This is a genomic window from Roseibium aggregatum IAM 12614 (genome assembly GCF_000168975.1).
GTDB classification, from domain to species: Bacteria; Pseudomonadota; Alphaproteobacteria; order Rhizobiales; family Stappiaceae; genus Roseibium; species Roseibium aggregatum.
This window is the reverse complement of record NZ_AAUW01000040.1, coordinates 1-17421: the sequence shown is the minus strand read 5'-3', so window position 1 is coordinate 17421 and position 17421 is coordinate 1. Positions and strand designations below refer to the sequence as shown.

At 54.5% G+C, this 17421-nt stretch carries 12 protein-coding genes and 9 pseudogenes; 10 read left to right on the top strand and 11 right to left on the bottom strand.

From position 1 onward, the window contains the following. Window positions 1–357: hypothetical protein (locus SIAM614_RS33705; RefSeq protein ID WP_006940526.1), on the top strand; the 357-nt coding region annotated here is incomplete at its 5' end. Window positions 358–641: 284 nt separating this feature from the next. Here SIAM614_RS33705 and SIAM614_RS30070 read toward each other — a convergent pair. Further along, a pseudogene (locus SIAM614_RS30070) lies at window positions 642–851 on the bottom strand (IS21 family transposase); the annotation flags it as partial. 37 nt (window positions 852–888) lie between these two features. On the opposite strand from SIAM614_RS30070, the pseudogene SIAM614_RS30065 reads away from it, so the two are divergent. From SIAM614_RS30065 to SIAM614_RS30045, 6 genes and pseudogenes are all read left to right on the top strand, one after another. Next, window positions 889–1383, top strand: a pseudogene (locus SIAM614_RS30065) (Mu transposase domain-containing protein); the annotation flags it as partial. Between the two features lie 18 nt (window positions 1384–1401). Then, window positions 1402–2180 (top strand): annotated as a pseudogene (gene istB / locus SIAM614_RS30060) (IS21-like element helper ATPase IstB). Between the two features lie 331 nt (window positions 2181–2511). Continuing rightward, window positions 2512–3450, top strand: coding sequence for a hypothetical protein (locus tag SIAM614_RS30055; RefSeq protein WP_157140181.1), 939 nt, complete (start codon window positions 2512–2514; stop codon window positions 3448–3450). 413 nt (window positions 3451–3863) lie between these two features. Continuing rightward, a pseudogene (locus SIAM614_RS33640) lies at window positions 3864–3968 on the top strand (transposase); the annotation flags it as partial. Between the two features lie 89 nt (window positions 3969–4057). Beyond that, window positions 4058–5032, top strand: a complete 975-nt coding sequence (locus tag SIAM614_RS30050; protein ID WP_050789538.1) for an IS110 family RNA-guided transposase — start codon at window positions 4058–4060, stop codon at window positions 5030–5032. A 380-nt stretch (window positions 5033–5412) separates the two neighbouring features. Then, window positions 5413–5532 (top strand): annotated as a pseudogene (locus tag SIAM614_RS30045) (transposase); the annotation flags it as partial. Window positions 5533–6016: 484 nt separating this feature from the next. Here the strand turns inward: SIAM614_RS30045 and SIAM614_RS31020 are convergent. From SIAM614_RS31020 to SIAM614_RS30020, 5 genes are all read right to left on the bottom strand, one after another. Beyond that, window positions 6017–6451 carry a tetratricopeptide repeat protein gene (locus SIAM614_RS31020; protein WP_006940518.1) on the bottom strand — a complete coding sequence of 145 codons (435 nt, stop codon included), beginning with the start codon at window positions 6449–6451 and terminating at the stop codon, window positions 6017–6019. Between the two features lie 153 nt (window positions 6452–6604). Then, window positions 6605–7087, bottom strand: a complete 483-nt coding sequence (locus SIAM614_RS30035) for a type III secretion system chaperone (RefSeq protein WP_157140180.1) — start codon at window positions 7085–7087, stop codon at window positions 6605–6607. Window positions 7088–7227: 140 nt separating this feature from the next. Beyond that, entirely contained in the window at window positions 7228–8475 is a 1248-nt protein-coding gene (locus SIAM614_RS30030) for a hypothetical protein (RefSeq protein ID WP_006940516.1), read from the bottom strand. A gap of 41 nt (window positions 8476–8516) precedes the next feature. Next, on the bottom strand, window positions 8517–9593 hold the full coding sequence (locus SIAM614_RS30025; RefSeq protein WP_006940515.1) for a hypothetical protein: 1077 nt from the start codon (window positions 9591–9593) through the stop codon (window positions 8517–8519). A 38-nt stretch (window positions 9594–9631) separates the two neighbouring features. Beyond that, a complete protein-coding gene (locus SIAM614_RS30020) occupies window positions 9632–10198 on the bottom strand; it encodes a hypothetical protein (RefSeq protein WP_157140179.1) in 567 nt (188 codons plus the stop codon). A gap of 74 nt (window positions 10199–10272) precedes the next feature. Between SIAM614_RS30020 and SIAM614_RS30015 the strand changes: the two are divergent. Beyond that, window positions 10273–10797, top strand: a pseudogene (locus SIAM614_RS30015) (IS6 family transposase); the annotation flags it as partial. Window positions 10798–10853: 56 nt separating this feature from the next. Here the strand turns inward: SIAM614_RS30015 and SIAM614_RS30010 are convergent. The 5 genes and pseudogenes from SIAM614_RS30010 to SIAM614_RS33635 form a co-directional block, all read right to left on the bottom strand. After that, window positions 10854–11513 carry a lysophospholipid acyltransferase family protein gene (locus tag SIAM614_RS30010; RefSeq protein ID WP_006940512.1) on the bottom strand — a complete coding sequence of 220 codons (660 nt, stop codon included), beginning with the start codon at window positions 11511–11513 and terminating at the stop codon, window positions 10854–10856. Window positions 11514–11783: 270 nt separating this feature from the next. Then, entirely contained in the window at window positions 11784–12569 is a 786-nt protein-coding gene (locus SIAM614_RS30005; RefSeq protein WP_006940511.1) for a glycan acetyltransferase, read from the bottom strand. Between the two features lie 764 nt (window positions 12570–13333). Continuing rightward, complete coding sequence (locus tag SIAM614_RS29995; RefSeq protein ID WP_006940509.1) at window positions 13334–15550, bottom strand: hypothetical protein; 2217 nt, start codon at window positions 15548–15550, stop codon at window positions 13334–13336. A gap of 168 nt (window positions 15551–15718) precedes the next feature. Then, window positions 15719–16384, bottom strand: a pseudogene (locus SIAM614_RS29990) (IS5 family transposase); the annotation flags it as partial. Continuing rightward, window positions 16308–16466, bottom strand: coding sequence for a transposase (locus tag SIAM614_RS33635; protein WP_407636319.1), 159 nt, complete (start codon window positions 16464–16466; stop codon window positions 16308–16310). The gene SIAM614_RS33635 and the pseudogene SIAM614_RS29990, both read right to left, overlap by 77 nt. A 339-nt stretch (window positions 16467–16805) precedes the next feature. Here SIAM614_RS33635 and SIAM614_RS29985 point away from each other — a divergent pair. Together SIAM614_RS29985 and SIAM614_RS31645 are read left to right on the top strand one after the other, a co-directional pair. Beyond that, window positions 16806–17222, top strand: a pseudogene (locus tag SIAM614_RS29985) (IS110 family RNA-guided transposase); the annotation flags it as partial. Window positions 17223–17235: 13 nt separating this feature from the next. Then, a pseudogene (locus SIAM614_RS31645) lies at window positions 17236–17421 on the top strand (IS110-like element ISMno25 family transposase); the annotation flags it as partial.

Below are 17421 nucleotides of genomic sequence, written 5' to 3'. Positions count from 1 at the left end.
GGACGCCTTGCCGTGTTTGGTTTCCTGCCATTCTCCGGCCCCAAAGACTTCAGGCCGGTGCTGTCCACCACAAGCTCAAGGGAACCCGGGCGCCTCGGATCGTTCCCGCGGCAAAGGCTCAAGCCCGCCGGCTCGGCGCGAGAGTGTGAAAAAGTCAGGAACGGACAGTTCCAGCTTTATCAGCTGGAACAGCGAACGAAGAAACCCTTGGGTTTGCCGCAGGGCCAAATGGAAAACGGACCGGATTTCCGGGCAAACCGTGACGGCAAGATCAGTGTATTACCCCCGACCGACCACGCTTTCCGGTGCGCACAACACCCCAGTGATGCGCCACGCTTTCATCAACCCAGACCGTGATGTCCCTACGCCGTCGCAGGCTTTCCGTATACTCGGGACAGTTCGTTACACGATGCATAGATTTCGCAAACTTGTGGCGACGAGATGCGTGGTGTTTGAACGGCATTCACAAAACTTCAGAAGCAAGGAACGCCGAGCAGGTAGGCACGAAACCCGATTAATGCGATAAGGCTCTCTGGAATGGACGAGCCACAAGAAGCCGACCTTGGTTTTGCGCAGCGTGCTGGTCGAGCGTCTCATGCATCACCTGCCAGGTCCGGGAACGGGCGCAAAGCGCCTCGTTCGTAGCGTCGGGTCAGGTCCTCCTTGGCTTCGGCCGCCAGATTGGTGAAGGCAGCCGACAGCGAGTCTGAGCGATGTTCGTGGGGACCCGCCCCCAAGCCCCACAAGGCGTTCTGCAGGCCAGTGGCAAGCGCGGAGAAGCTTTCCCTGCCGAGCACGACTTCGGCGTGTTCCCATCCAGAATAGACCAGAAGGAAGTGATACAGCCAGTGGCGTTGCCATTTGTGGACAGCCCCGGTTTTGCAAGAGTTTTCTTCCATTCCGCACTCCTTCATTGGCCGGAAGGTGGACGTGCGGCTTACCCGCCGCGTGGTCGAGATCTTCCACGAGCACCGGCGCGTTGCCAGCCACGTGCGCCGGTTACAGCGATCCGGCCACGTCACTGTTGCTGCCCATATGCCCAAGACCCATCAGCATTACGCCAACACGACACCGGCCAGCCTGGTCGAACGGACCGGACGGATCGGCGTCAACACGGCTACTCTGGTGGAGAGGCTGATGCGGGAGCGGCGCCATCCCCAGCAAAGATACCGGGCCGCCATGAGGATTTTATCGCTGTCGCCGCGCTACGGCCGCGAGCGTCTGGAGGCCGCCTGTGCGCGGGCGCCCAACATCAAGGCTCTCTCCTATTCCTCCGTCAACGCCATTCTCAAATTCGGTCTCGACAGGGCTGACCTCATGGCCGAACCGGCAAAACCCACACCCGCCCACAAGAACATCCGCGGCAGCGCCTATTACCAGTAAAAGAAAGGAAGACAATCAATGCTGACCAATCCCACCCTTGCTCAGATGCAGGCTCTTGGCCTGACCGGTATGGCAACCGCCTACCAAGACCTGACAGAACAGGACACGGCAAAAGAACTCAGCCTGGACGAATGGCTCGGTCTGTTGCTCGACCGTGAGACGGCCATGCGCGCCGACTAGCGGCTCACAAGAACCGGCTGACCGCCGCCAAGATGCGCTTTCCGGAAGCTTGTATCGAAGATATTGACATCGCGAGCCGCAGGGGCCTCGACCGGCGCAACACGATGGCCCTCGCAGAGGGCGAGTGGCTCAAGGCTCATGAAAATCTGATCCTCACCGGACAGACTGGCACTGGCAAGAGTTGGCTCGCCTGCGCCTTCGGCCGTCACGCCGTACGCCTCGACCAATCTGTCCTTTATGTGCGCATGCCCAGGCTGCTCGAAGACCTGGCACTCGCCCGACTCGATGGACGCTTTCCGCGCCTCATGGACAAGCTCGTCCGGGTGAACCTGCTGATCCTCGACGATTGGGGAACCCATTCCCTCTCAGATCAGCAGCGCTTCTATCTCTTCGAAATCGTCGAAGAGCGCTATCGCCGGAAATCCACCCTGATCACCGCCCAGGTACCGGTGGCCAAATGGCACGAGCTGATCGGAGACCCCACCATCGCCGACGCCATCCTCGACAGGATCATCCACAACGCTCACCGGACCAGCCTGGAAGGAGAAAGCATGCGCAAGCAAAAAGGGCAGCCTCACTTGACGGACAACGAAACCCCGGAAAACAATCTCACATAACAGCAATCAGGCAACCGAGGACCGACCCCACTCCTGCTGTCCGGACTTTTGCGGAACAAGTGTCCGCGAATTGGTTAAATAGATGTCCGCGACTTAACGGAAACGCTGTCCCGTTTATCCGAAAACTTCACAAGTGCGCTCCGCTCGAAAGAACCACTCCAAACGGTAGGCGTTCCAGGCCGACTCCGCTTCAAAATACCCGTTATAATTGAAACGCAATGTATTGGTAATATATGGCACATAAAAATTCAAAGAATTCTATACTAGATTTATTTGCCTGACATTCAGGAAGGTACGCCTTCGATCAAGCCGTAGTTGAGAGGAATATAAAATGGGACAGGCTGAAATTTCAAGCAATCAGACCAGCTCCGTTGGAACAAGTAACCAACAAACCAATGAATCAAGCTACGGAACAAACCGTAAGTCCGGAAGGTTTTTCATTCGCGGCCACGCAAGAACCGTTAGGATATTAATTCAGCGTTTAAGATCCAATTTGCCTGGTTTTTCACTCCGGCCTCGCAAGTCGGCTTCTGAAAAATTCGATGCGCGCGTTACAGTCAATGCTCTCCGCCCGAATGAGACGGAACGCGGAAAAGGAAGCTCTCCAAAATCGGTGTGGGAGGAAAGCAGTAGTGGCGACGGAGCCATCAATGAGCCTGTCCGCAAAGAGAAGAAACGCCGGGGAGCAATCTGCAACGATTTGGACTTAGAGAAGCAATTAAGAAAGGAGTACTACCAGAACCTCCTTAACGCTTCAAAGATCCCATCCGCGGTGATTATAAAGAATGATCCTATGTGGTTACTCCCCAAATTCTATGACGGAGCTCTTGAAGCCAGTTGCGTCAATATAACTGATATGATGCGTATTATTACAAAAAATAAAGGAACTTATAAATACACCGAAGAGCAACAGAAAGCGCTTGATAATATATTTATTGGCCACTTCCAGAATAAAGACGAAAATCAATTTTCCTCTGAGACGCTTGCGACAGTTGCGCGTTTTACATTTCATGTGCAACAGTATGAAATATTGCTCGATATTGAGAAGAAGCTGACAGAAGAAGAAACCAAACCGATAAGAATCGAAACTCAAGAAACTAATCGCAACAACATTACAAAAATGATGAGTTCTGTGAAAGAATGCATGGAAATTGCCCGCGAGAAACTTAGAATTCATATTGCCGAAGAGGATTTCTTGTTGGCGATGGAAATATTCAACCCGAAAAATCACTCAACGAAGCAGGAGGCCTCTGCGAATTTTTCCGACTGATACATGATAGGCAAAGCCTCCTTGAAAGAACTTTGATATTGGTGTCTCACTCAATTTTCCGACGGAAGTTCCTGGTCCGACCTCAAAATTACCCAGGCTGAGATAAGTCAATGTTTCTGCTCATGGTTTTGCCCCAGTCGTGAACTATAGTGACCTTGTTGCATTAATCGGGTTTCGTGCCTACCTGCTCGGCGTTCCTTGCTTCTGAAGTTTTGTGAATGCCGTTCAAACACCACGCATCTCGTCGCCACAAGTTTGCGAAATCCATGCATCGTGTAACGAACTGTCCCGAGTATACGGAAAGCCTGCGACGGCGTAGGGACATCACGGTCTGGGTTGATGAAAGCGTGGCGCATCACTGGGGCGTTACGCACACCGGCAAGCGTGGTCGGTCGGGGTAATACACTGATCTTGCCGTCACGGTTTGCCCGGAGATCCGGACCGTTTTCCATTTGGCCCTGCGGCAAACCCAAGGGTTTCTTCGTTCGGTGTTCCAGCTGATAAAGCTGGAACTGTGAATAGATGGAGTGGTTGCCGCTCTACCCACCCGACGCGTTCTATTGGAGGATCGCCGGGTTAAGTCCAATGGGTGGAGAGGAAGGCAAGCATGACCAAAGAGACGATGATCGGGATCGATCTGGCCAAGAGTGTTTTTCAGGTCCACGGAGCTTCCATGTCCGGACAGAGCAAATTCCGGCGGAAGCTGACGCGGCAGCGTTTTCGCAGGTTTATGACTGACCAGGTTTCGGCGACGGTCGTGATGGAGGCCTGTGGGAGTGCTCATTACTGGGCGCGCGAGATGGCCAAACTGGGTCACGAAGTCAGACTGATCGCCCCTCAGTACGTGCGCCCTTTCGTAAAGCGGCAGAAAAACGATGCAGCAGATGCCGAGGCGATCGTCGTCGCCGCTCAACGACCGGAGATGCGTTTCATCACCCCGAAGGCCGAAGATCAGCAAGCGCGGGCTCTTCTTTTTCGAGTAAGAGAGCGACTTGTGCGTCAGCGCACAGAGCTGGTGAATGCGTTGCGTTCAGTTCTCTATGAGTTTGGCCATCCGACACCACCCGGTATCGGACATCTTAAGCGGATCGAAGCGATCATTGAGGCTGATAACAGCGATTTGCCCGAACTGGTTCGCGGCGAGTGTCGCGATCTTCTGTTGCAGATCTCCGAGAAGACGCAGCGTATTGAGACCAAAACCAAACAGATCGGTGTTCTGGCAAGTCAAACCGATACGGCGCGTCGCTTGCAAACGATGCCAGGTATTGGACCAATGAGCGCGTTGGCTGTTGAGGCTTTCGCTCCGCCGATGGAGAGCTTTCGGCGCGGACGAGACTTCGCGGCCTGGCTAGGTCTGGTTCCGCGGCAGCATTCGTCTGGAGGTAAAGAGCGGCTTGGCCGTATATCGAAGGCTGGGCAGGCCGACATCAGGCGGCTCCTAATCGTGGGCGCGATGTCTCGTCTTAATTGGCTGGGGCGAAAGACGATATCAGAGAAGTCTTGGCTGTCGCAAATGTTGGCCAGGAAGCCAAGGATGCTAGTGGCCATTGCATTGGCAAACAAGATGGCACGAACGATCTGAGCCATGTTGACGAAAGGACAAGATTATCAGAATCCGGCGGAGGCTGCTGCTGCATGACAGAGGTGCGACTCGGGGCAGTTTAATACCGGTGATGGAGGTGTGAGAACGTCGACGATCCATATGGGTAAAATGATCGAACAGATCTGGGTCAGGAAAACCAGATAGGGGCTTGGAGCAATCAGCTCGCTGAATAGATTTGGACCTGATCCTCTGATCACCATATCGGCCAGCGGCTTCCTAAGTGCCGCAATTGGAAGGCCTGACAGAAGACCGCACTCGATCGCACCCAAGGATCAGAAACTTCTTGCATTACGAGCGGCAACCACAGAAGCCTCTAGATTTGTAGACGCCTTCTTCCCTAATTTTGAGGCAAGGAGGCCATGATGGGCACGAGCAATTTCAGTGACGAGTTCAAGCGGGACGCGGTGGCGCAGACCACCGAGCGCGGTTATCCCGTTTCGGAGGTTTCGAAGCGTCTGGGTGTTAGCGCGCATTCCATGAACATCCAGAAGTCGGCCGACAATGGGTCTTGTATCGTCATTCAGCTTGCCGAGATCCAGCTTCTTGAAGGCAGGACACCCCACCATTTCGGCTAGACTCCCAGCCCCCTCAAACCCAGTTTTCCCGGAAAGTTCCCCGACAATGGCGGCAGCAATTCTTCGATTGATATCATCCTTCGCCAAGCCCCGTAATTTCCAGGTAACGCCGGGACGGACGCTCTGCCCATGATATCGCAGCACGCAGAGAACATTGCGAACGGCTTCGTCGGCCGGCCGTTCGGTTCTATCGCCCTGCGTCGTAAGCCCCCCCCCCTCTACACTCGGCCTGTCTCGTGACGATCCTTGCGCCGAAGAGCCGGGCTGCGTAACTGATCTGCGACGAAAGCCGTTAACGACGGTGCGGCCCTGCAGCCCCCTACCCCCATTAAAATCTCCCGTCTCATTATGAGGCTACCGGTTCACAGGCCCGGGGCCTTTTCGGAGGTCAGGCGGTTCCGGTGTCTTTTCTCAAATGCCTCAGAAGCATTTCACATTCCGTCAAAATGGAGAGGTCTTTAACCTCGTCCTTCAGGTGGAGAACGATTTCAAAATCCTCGATCGCCTCCCGATGGTGGCCTGATGACCAGCAGGCCAGACCTGAAAAATAATATCCGTGCGGGTTGCGCGGTTGAAGGTCGACCATGAGTGTCGCGAACGGGAGTGCCTGGACAAACAACCCTCGCATCAGCAGGCAGTTGGTCAGCCCTTGCAGCACGCGGTAATTGAACGGACCCAGTTCGGCCAGAAACATATACATGCGGATTGCGTCATCCAGCTTTCCGGCCCGCACCTTGGCGTTGGCAGCACCAATGACGAATTCGATGTCATCGGGCAGAATGTCCTCCGGAGTGCCGGGTCGGTCTCCAGTAGCTGGAAACAAAGAATTTGGGTCAGAAATTTTGGTTGGCCCTTTCAATGGTAGCCTGGTTTTTAGATCGGTTTATAGTCGCGCGGATCTTGAGTCTGATTGTCTTTGGTCACCAACCAGTCTCAGACCTTCAATGCGAATGAACAACCTTGCTGGAATCTACTACTAGGGTTGGAAAATCAGTAAGCCGGGATCGTCCGCTATATGCCCGGGATGGCCGTGAGAGGACGGTCGGCCCGAGCCGTGCAGCATGCTTCCCAGTGTTTCCGCGCTTGAAACAACATCGGAAATGAGATCCGCCAGTTGGGAGATATCGTTTTCCTCGTAACGGTGGTAGCCTTTCACGAGAACCCGTGAAACGTCAGCCCCCTCCCCCGTTTCGTTGCAGGCTAGCGTGTCGCGGAGCCAGCATTGGGCAAGATTGGCTTTAAGCAGACCCTCGAGTTCCGAAAGTTCTTGGGCGGTATACCGGGTCAGAGAACCTGCCTCGGCCTCGATCTCGAGCAGCCGGCTGTCGGGACCGTTTCTTAACAAGACCTGTGTGGTGCCCGCCGAAAGCGCAAATGAGCCATCCTCCCCAGGGGCGGGCCGGTCCATTTGAAGATGTCGGCACAAGTCAGCGACGACATCGTCCAGTGCGGGTGCCATCTTGTCCATATCCTTGCAGCAGCCCCAAGTTCAAAGGAGCGGCTGCTCGACCGGGAATAGTCGAGCAGCCGAAATCCGAACGTTAGCAGAGCGTTGGAAGATCCTGTCGGCGCAAAATCGGACGCAGGATATTTTCGGGGTCAGCCATTGACGATGGCCTTTTTCTTCTGGTTCTCCACTTCGTTCAGTTTCTTGATTTCCTCGATAGCTGAATTGACGCCCCCCTGGTCCCTGAATTGGGCGTTGGAGCGGAAGATTTCACCGTCGCTGCGGCTCTTTTCGGCCAGCGCCCCGAACTCCGTCGCCTCCGCGCCTTCAATTTTCGACTTCTCCCGCTCATTCATCGAATGAAGTTCCCCGGCCTGGTTAAACAGCTGGCCGAGAGCGCCGAGGCCGGACGTCATCAACGCGAATTTCATCTGGTCGCGAATGAGGCCGGCGGCATTTTGCTCGCCTGTATTGGCATTCGCACTAGCCGCATTGCCGTGCCCATCCGGTCCTTTGGGCTGGCCGGTATTTTCAGGGGTGTCACCGGACCTGGAAGCGACGTTGGCATCGGCTTTCCGCGTGGGACCCGGAATCCCCTCCGCCTGAGCCTTTAGTGTTGGTGCCGGCACGCCCTCTGTCTTCGCCGCCACCGCTGGAGCAACGTCATTACGTGGTTGCGTCACAGTATTTTCCGTCACACCCTTCTTTACAGGCTTCGGTATACCCGGAGCCGTATCCAGGTCGGGCGCTTTGCTGGCTGTTCCAGTCATACCGTCGGGCGCCTTTGTTCCAGCACCAGAAGCACCGGGGGTTGCGGTATTGGCGGTATTGGTTCTGGAGGGCAATTGGTATTTCGCGATCACTCCAGCCGCAAGGATAGAAGCCGCCGCACCGATAATCTGCCAAGTCGACCTGATCAATGTCGACTTTTTCTCACTTGTGGCGGAAGCCCGCTCCTTGAGTGCTTTCAAGCGCGTCTCGACCTCAGTCAAGTTATGGCGAAGCACCTGCTGATCGCGGGCTGATTTCCAGTCCAGACTGTTGCTCTCCACCAGGGCGATTGCCGCCTGTCTGGAGGCATCATAGACGGTAGTCGATCCGGAAAACACCGTGGCCGATGAGGTTGCCCCCCTCGTTTTCGTCCTGGTCGCGTGGTATTTCTCAAGTCGCTCGAGCATTTCGGGAGAAGATTCCACGAACCGGGCCTCGGGCAAGTGCCCATCCTTGCGAAAAGACATCATCGACTCGATTGGAACCGCTCCCGGCTTCGAGTTGGCAAGGCCCATAGCCACGATAGAGGACAGGGCGCCAGGCTCTGTCGCATAGCGAGTACCTAATATACTGTTCTCGCGAACAGGATGTTCAGCAAGAAGAGTGTCGTTGATTGTCTGTACAGTCATGACAATTCAAATCCTTTGAAGGTCTGTTATTGGCCGATGGGTCAAGCACTAAAGCGCAGTTTGGCATAGGTGCTTGCGTCATCGTTGAGCGATTTCATGTTCTGCCCGATCAGATCGTTCAGCCGGCGGGATTCTTCGGAAAACTTGTTTATTGCGATGTCGGTATATTCCTTGATCCGTTCCGATGTCGCTTGCAGCAACGTCGCGGCCGAATTGAGCAGTCCGGCCTCCTCTTGTCTCCTCGCGGCAAGAAGACCAATCGCAATAGTGCAAATAGTTGTTACACTGCCGGCTATTTGCGTCCCTACTTGGCTCCAGCCGAGCACGTTTACCAAATATCTGAAATTCGCAATCGTAGCCTCCATGGTCACGTCGCTTGCTTCCTTCGTAACCACAGCAAGGCCCGGACCCGCCGCATACATCGCACCGGCTACGGATGCCACACCCAGTACAACCGTGACGACGGTCAGTGCGGTTTGCGCTTTCTTGCCCAGGAAGCCTTTGCCATCGTCACCGCCAGAAGCGACGATAGTGTCTGCTGTCATGACCGCGCCGAGAACGCCTGATGCGATCATCATGGTTCCCGTCGCAATGAGCAATCCGCCAGATACGGCGCCAACGCCGGTTGCGCAGAGAAGCGCACCCATTCCGACAGCCAGAACGGCACCGAGCGAGCTGAAAGCCGCGCCGATCTTTGACCATATCCCGGACTTCCTCCTGGCCTTGACCATATCCTCGATCTTTTCGATCGATTCCTTCAGTTTGTCGATTTTCTGGGCAAGAACGGAACGGGACTGCTCGACGAGATTATTCGCCTGCACCGCTTGGCTCTTCGCGAAATCCTCTATGCTCTTGGAAATGACGGCTTGGCCGCGTTCTTCCACAGCGTCGGCTTTCTTGTCGAACAGGCCGGAGAAAGATCCAATAATGGCTGCATAATTTGCCTGGGGCGCGGAGCCAGTTTGGGCGGAAGATGACGGCACTGCCTTCAGCAGACCCGCGGAAACCCCCAGAGAGACGCGTTGAACAGCACCCTGAAGATCCCCCTTTGCCAAATCCAGGCCCGCGCCGAACGCCAGCGCCTCGGTCTGTTCCGACTTCCTTATCACTTCTTCCATGTTTTATCTTTAGCTCCTTTTGATACCTGTTCGAGTGTTTAGTCCTTCGCCGCCTGACTTGAGATGATCGCGATCAGTTTTTGCGCGCGTTCCCTGGCAGCGGACTGGGCGGGGCCCTCCCCAGCGAGTTCAATCGCGAATTCGAGAACCTCCCGGGCCTCCGACGTTTCATTCGAGGCCATCAAACATTCACCGAGCCGGACGTAAGGCTCGCCACCCCCGACGCCGAAAGCGATCGACATGAGATAAAGTCTTGCGGCGACGGAAAATTGTTCGCTGATCTGGCGAGTGGCAGCCAGCGCATAGATATAACGCCCCTCCAAAGGATCCAGGCGGCAAAGCCTTTCGAAGGCGGCTGCGGCACCCTTGACGTCTCCGATGCACAGGGCATTGTGACCCAGCCTGAAGATCTGCTCCATTTCGCTTTCGGATATGTTGAGCGCGACTTTCGGAAGGGCGCCCGCCCGGAGTGCCTCGAGGGAGGCGTCGTCGAGCACACCCTCGCGTCTGAGTGCGACAAGCATCTCGTCCAGGCCCGGCAACACTTCGGAAATGGCTTCCTGGGCGTCTCTCGCCGCCTCCCAGTTGAAATCGAGTATCGACACTTCACTGACCTCGTGGTCCACACCTTGTTCAGGTGAGGGTTGCACGAGGCAGCGTCGCGGCTGTGTGTTAAATAGCACAGCTCACTCCACAAAACGCATGTGCCGCCAAGCGGCCCGTGTGTTCGTCCTGGAGAATGGACGAAACCTACGTCAAGGTGCGGTTCAGGGTTTATCTCTACCGGGCCGTCGACAAACACGGAGATACGGTCGATTTCATGCTGTCGGAATCCCGTGATGAAGCGGCAGCCACGGCGTTCTTCAACAAGTCTATCGAGGACAATGGTTTTCCCAAGAAGGTTGTGATGGACAAAAGCGGAGCCAATCTGGCGGGCCTGACCAAGATCAATATCCACCTGCTTGTCCCTGGTTTCTGGTGGTCCTTCGTCGACATCCTACAGGTCAAATATCTGAACAACATCATCGAACAGGACCACCGGCTTATCAAGACGCTGACAAGGCCGATGATGGGCTTCAAGGCCTTTCATTCAGCAAGTGCGACGCTGGACGACGGCATTGAAACAGCGCACATGATCCGAAAGGGACAACTGAACAAGCCGGGTGTGCCTGCTTACCGCCAGTTCAGGCAACTCGCAGGATAACTGTGTCAAGACAAAGCCAGAGCTCCGACTACGACAAAAGTTTGCGACACTACCGCCTAGGTGGGGAGCAGGTCGGCCATCTCGTCTTTTTGCTTGTTGATCTCATTTTCGATTTGATCCAGATTATTGTATAGATCGGACGATGGCGGGACCGCGCGTAGATAGCGTACGGTGATTTCCCCTTCGTAAATCATGCGAGCGCCTGTCCCCCAAAAAACTCCAGAATTTAGAACCACAGGAACAAGCGGATATCCGGTTGCCTTTTGTATGGCGGACAAGCCTCTTTCATATTTCTGGCGACCAAACACAGGCGTGCGAGTTCCTTCCGGAAAGATCGCTATGCTCCGTCCCTCTTGAGCTGTATGTTTGGATCCCTGGATAATGCTACGAATGCTTTTGCCTGGCTGGTCCCGGATGACTTTCATCATAGGAGAGCGACGCAAATACCAACCGAATACCGGGATCCGGTAAAGGCTCTCTTTCGCGACTATGTTTGCATTCGGAAATAGAACCAGGAAAGCTATGGTTTCCCATAGAGACTGGTGATTTGAGACCGCGATGAAGGGCCCGTCTGGCAAGTTTTCACGACCCTCGATCTTATAGGTTAACTTCAGAACGACGCGGCAAAGGAAAAGAAAGCCGTGAGCCCATTGCCTGCTTAGCCCTCGGATCGTACCTGACTGCAGGGGGGCGAACTTATCCCATAAGATGGGCATCCCGAAGAGACCAGTCCAAATCACCAATAATACATTGAAGATTTTTGACCGAACATATTGCACCCGAGTGGATCGCTGCTCGCACGGATTTCGGTGTTGTACAGAGCGTGCACATGAGACTGTCGCGGGTCGCGAGGAAATCGAAAATCGCAATGCTTACCTCAACTGATGTTTTTTTGGTCGATTTGAATTTTATTCTGGGCTTCTCAGGGCAAACGAAGGGAGCAGTTTGCGCACAAGCCAAGGCCAAATCCTAATCGACCACAGCCCCTAGAGCATAGGAAGATACGTCCGATCTCTGATTTTGACTGCGGGAACACCGGCCCAGACTTCGTTTGGGGGAATTCGGGTGCCAGGTGCTACATAAGAGCCTGGAAGCACCTTGCTGTTGCGCCCCACGCGGACGTTTCCGAGCAAGATAGAACCGGTGCCGATTGCAGCATTCTCTTCAATGATCAGTCTGCTCAAGACAAGAGCCTCTTGATTGGAATAATGACCCATCAACTTGGCATTTCCTCCAATGAGAACTCCGTTGTGCAACTCGATTAGAGAAGGATCGGAAACGATTGCGGAGTTGATCGTAACGTTCTTTCCGATCTTCATGCCCATCGAGCGATAATATGCATTTGCGGCTGGACTGAGCAGTATCCAGGGCAGGAAGGTATACCTGACGAAATAATGCAATGCGTTGTGAAAATACCATCTCACAAGAACAGAAGCCTGGAAGTTGTTCCTAGTCTCCTTGAGGCGCAAAAAGCAGACAGTATTCGTCGCAGCGACCAAGGCCAACAGGCTAAAGCCATAGCCGACATACCCTAGAAAAACGGAAACCCCAACGGCGATGTTATAGGGCAGAAACGCATCCAGATTCCGAACCGAAACTCCGTAGACAGACAGGCCTCCGGCGACGGCAGTGCCGACCACCATGGTGGCTATGGGAAACAGCAATATAAGGCTGAGAAAAATTGTGCCAGGTGAGAGGGCTGCCCGCGAGGCTTTTGCGTGTGCTTCTCCACTTTGCAATTCGAGCCCTTCAGAAATGACGATATTTGTCATCTAGCTTCCTTGAAATTCGTTGAACCTGCCGGCTCAACCCACATGACGTAAAATTCGGAGACCCAAACCTGGCCGAATTCGTTTAAGCACCCTGTCGTTGCCGAGAGGAATATTACGACGATCGCGCTGCCAACTCTGCCGCGACTCGCGTGTGCAAATATCCTACGTTTTGGACGGAATTACTTGTGATCTACGGCACACGTAAATTTTACAGTTGGCAATGCTATTCAAGGAGACATGCCGTTGAGCGAGGTGCACAAGGCAGAGCTCCGGCAGGTGCTGATGTCTCTGGACGAGCGTTGGTAGAGTCCTGGCCTTTCCGGCCGCCGGCTTCTGCGGGAGGTTCGTGCCTTTGGGTTGACCGGCGGCTATATGATCCTGACGGATTTTCTGCGTTCCATCCGGCTGCGTTTGCTCCGTCCGTTCGAACGGCGGTTTGAGACAGCGCCGGGAGAACAGGCACAAGTGGGCTTCGCGGAATTCGTGACCGAATTCATTGACGAGCCTGGAGTTTACCGGAAGTTGGCGCGATCGATGTGACGGAAACGTCAGACATATTGATTTTCACTTTTTACATATTCTGGAGGGGCAAACATGGTTGACTCAGAGGACCGAGAGCCGGATGGGCGTCTCGGTCCTCTGCAAAATGACTTCCCTCGGACGTCCCACGTTCGAGCGTATCTCATGATGCCCAACTTCCGGGAAAGGGATAGCTGCGTGCCGACTTATGATTTCTGCAACACGGCCACCAAGCGTTAGCTTTCTTACGCTGACCCTCTCGCAAATCGGTCTCTTGCCTCCCGGAGGTCATCGCCTGGGTACTCCTGCGGCAGGCCAGTCGGCGTCTCTAACAAGATACTGCCTTGCTCCATCTTCCACAAAATGTGATCAAGCGTGAGTTCGGGGGATACGCCGTGGAGCACAGCGACGTCCCCCACTTTCAGATCGGCGGTAGTTGCCCCCCTCACGATATGGGCAGGATCTTCGTCCGGGAACAGGCCGTGCAAAGTTTGGACGGTTTCCAGGTTCAGGCCGGGGCTTGCCGCCCAATCGACGATTGTCTGAGGCTTTTCATGCTCGAACGATCGGTGCAAAGCTATGACGGCGTCCAGGTTCAGGCCGGGCCTTGCTGCCCAATCGACGATTGTCTGAGGCTTTTCATGCTCGAACAGGCCGTGCAAAGCTTGGACGGTTTCCAGGTTCAGGCCGGGCCTTGCCGCCCAATTGAGGATTGTCTGAGGCTTTTCATGCTCGAACAGTCCGTGCAAAGCTTCGACGGTGTCTAGGTTCAGGCCGGGCCTTGCCGCCCAATTGAGGATTGTCTGAGGCTTTTCATGCTCGAACAGTCCGTGCAAAGCTTCGACGGTGTCCAGTTTCAGGCCGGGCGTTGCCGCCCAATCGAGGATGTCAATAGGAACTTCGTTCGGGAACAGTCCGTGCAAAGCTTCGACGGTGTCCAGTTTCAGGCCGGGCGTTGCCGCCCAATCGAGGATGTCAATAGGCTCTACATCCGGCAACAATTCGCGCAAAGCTTTGGCGGTGTCCAGGTTCAGGCCGGGCGTTGCCGCCCAATCGAGGATGTCAATAGGAGCTTCGTTCGGGAACAATTCGCGCAGAGCTTTGAGGGTGTTCAAGTTAAGGTGGCGCTTCTCTGCCAAGAGGAGGATTTTAATAGGCTCTTCATCCGGCAACAATTCGCGCAAAGCTTCGGCGGTGTCCAGGTTCAGGTTGGGGGATTTTGCCCAACAGACGATGTCCTCAGGAGCTACTTCCGGGAACAGTGTGCACAACCGTCGGACAATTCTCAGGCGCAGATCTTCGTCTAATGCCCAATCGATGATATCCTCAGCACTTGAATCTGGGAACAGCTCCCTCAATCCCAATAAACGCTCTGAGTTCAGATTTGCTGCCGTTTCGACGATGTAATCATTATTTCTACCAGGGTAGGCTTCTTGCACTATTGTGATGACGCTCAGGTCCAGAATCGGGTTTTCCAGCCAATTCATGATCCCGGAACAACTCTCGTCAGAGAACAGTTCGTGCCACTTCGCGACGGCGTCCAGGTCCAGGTCCAGGCTTGCCGCGCATTTGACGATTGTCTTAGGCTCATCATGCTGGAACAATCGGTGCAAAGCTTTGACGGCATGCAGGCTCAGGCCGTCGGTTTTCGCCAATTGCACGATACTACCGAACTCCATATCTGGCCATATCTTGCTGAGTGCAAGAGCGATATACCGGTAATCTCCCGCTTCTTCGAAACGAGGGTCGGAAACTTGTTCAAGCACGTTCGCGAGAGGCGTTTCCGGGAATGTTAGAGTAATTTCAACGTAGTCATCATGTTTTTCCCGGTTATTTTCCCGACAAATGGCAGCAATTTTCTGCAAATCCACACCATTCGATACTCGTACGAGGTTCGCTAATTTATAAATGTCGACCTTGGCCGAATATATTCTGAGGGTTGTACTGGCCATTTTTTCAAATCTATCAATCACCGAATCGGCCATTTTACTCCGGCTGAATTCATTCGTCAGATCGCTGAGGTGTTCTGGCTCCATTGACGGGAAGATATCACACAAGGCCGTGAATATATTTTCATCCAGACCCGGGTCATTTAAAAGGCAAACAGTGAGCTTAGCGAAACTTACGTCGGGTAAACGGTCGGCGATTCTTTTCAGCTTCTCCATATCGAGAGGACCCAGATGGTGGGAAGTTCTATTGATACGATCATCAGGAGCTTTGATGCCCTGAAATGCTACGTGCATAGCCTCGAAGGAGCGGTTTCGTTTATCGGGATTAAAAATTGCCGAGAGAGCCTTTTTTACGTCCTCACTGAATTTTCCGCCGTACGCCTTGGCAAGCTCTTGAAAGTCCTTTTCATTTAATTTAACCGTTCTGCCGGCGAACGCACCGTTGCCCTCAGCCTCCTCAGGGTTAACGGGGAGAGGAGGTCGACGTAGAGCATGTCTGGGAGGAATAGGCATTTCAAGGCTCCTGAAAACTAAAAGTTAAGTCGTGTTTATTTATTTAGAATGCTCAAACTGATCCTGAAGTGCTGTTCAGTACAGTCGTGATGACGTAATCATGCGACCGCCACCGTGTTGTGCAAATCACGAGCCGGGCCGCAGTGGTCTCTTACCCGGATTTTGGCATCATGAGACACGCTCGAACGTAGGGTGTCCGAGGGAAGTCATCTTGTTGAGGACCGAGACGCCGATCCGGCTCTCGGTTCTCTGATTGTCCAGGGTACGTGATTTCAGCCTTTCCCCGATGACCGACTTCCAGCGGCCCATCTGCGTTTCCACTCGCGCTCTCTGGTTATATCCGGTGCTCTTTTGCCAGGCCAAGCGGCCATGGGCCTTGATCGCCAGAACATCCAGATCCCGCGCGGTGGGGTTGATCTCGGCCTCAGGGCCGGCAACAGCCGTCTTCGGCGGCCGGATGATGATCTCCACATCGGCAAAGCGCTGCGTGATTTCGTTCCGGGTGGCGGTGCCATCATAGGCACCATCTGCAAGAAAGCGGCGCACGGGTTCTTCAGTCTGGTCCAAAAGACCCGGCACGGCCGACGGATCGCCGATGTCGTCTGTCGTCAGTTCACTGCATTCGATCTGACCTGTCTCCAGATCCAGCCCCAAGTGGAGCTTGCGCCACGAGCGGCGCCTGGACGCCTTGCCGTGTTTGGTTTCCTGCCATTCTCCGGCCCCAAAGACCTTCAGGCCGGTGCTGTTCACCACAAGCTCAAGGGAACCCGGGCGCCTCGGATCGTTCCCGCGGCAAAGGCTCAAGCCCGCCAGCTCGGCGCGAGAGTGTGAAAAAGTCGGGAACGGCCAGTTCCAGCTTTATCAGCTGGAACACCGAACGAAGAAACCCGTGGGTTTGCCGCGGAGCGTCAATCACAGGACGAATAACATCTTGCCAGCGACAGGCTAATCCGTTTTCTCAAAAACATCGCGACACCAGATTCTCATCCAGATTGTCGCGCTATACCCGCTTGCAGGTGTGCGCCATACCCCAATGATGCATCACGCTTTCGTCAACCCAGACCATGATGTTTCCACGCAAGAGCAGATGCATTCGGACTATGGCAGGACTACACCGGCGAGATGAACGCCTGAAATCCGTCTAAACGGGGCCCCATGCGCGCCGAACAAAACAAGTTGATGGTGTGGACAGCCCCACGTAAGGGCATCGCAATGTGCCATGTTGGTGAACCCAACAGCAATGGGAGCCATCCACATGCAGATTACAATATTGGGCATCGATCTTACCAAGTCCGTCTTCCAGCTTCACGGGATTGATGCGAACGGAGGTGTCACGCTCAAGAAGAAAGTCCGACGCTGGGCATTGCTGAAGATACTGTCCGACCTCTCCCCCTGCCTGATTGGCATGGAAGCTTGCGCGACCAGGCATTATTGGGCTCGTGAGATTGCGGCGTTGGGGCATGAGGTGCGTCTGATCCCGCCTGCTTACGTCAAACCCTATGTGAAGCGGCAAAAGAATGACATGGCGGATGCCGAAGCGATTTGCGAGGCTGTCACCCGACAGAACATGCATTTCGTCGCAATCAAAAGCGCTGACCAGCAGGCCGTGTTGATGCTGCATCGCGCTCGGGATCTTCTGGTGCGCCAACGTACGATGCTGATCAATGCATTGGTTGATTGAGAAGGGTGTCGAGGTGCACGTCATACAACCTTCCAGCGTTCCGGTGGATAGGCGCATGCGACGAGCGAAATCCGATGGCATCGATGCGGAATTGTTGTTGCGCGCACTACTCGCATGGCTTCGCGGGGAGCCTCGTGTCTGCTCAATGGTCCCTATCCCAGAAGAAGCCGATGAGGATGCGCGGCGATGC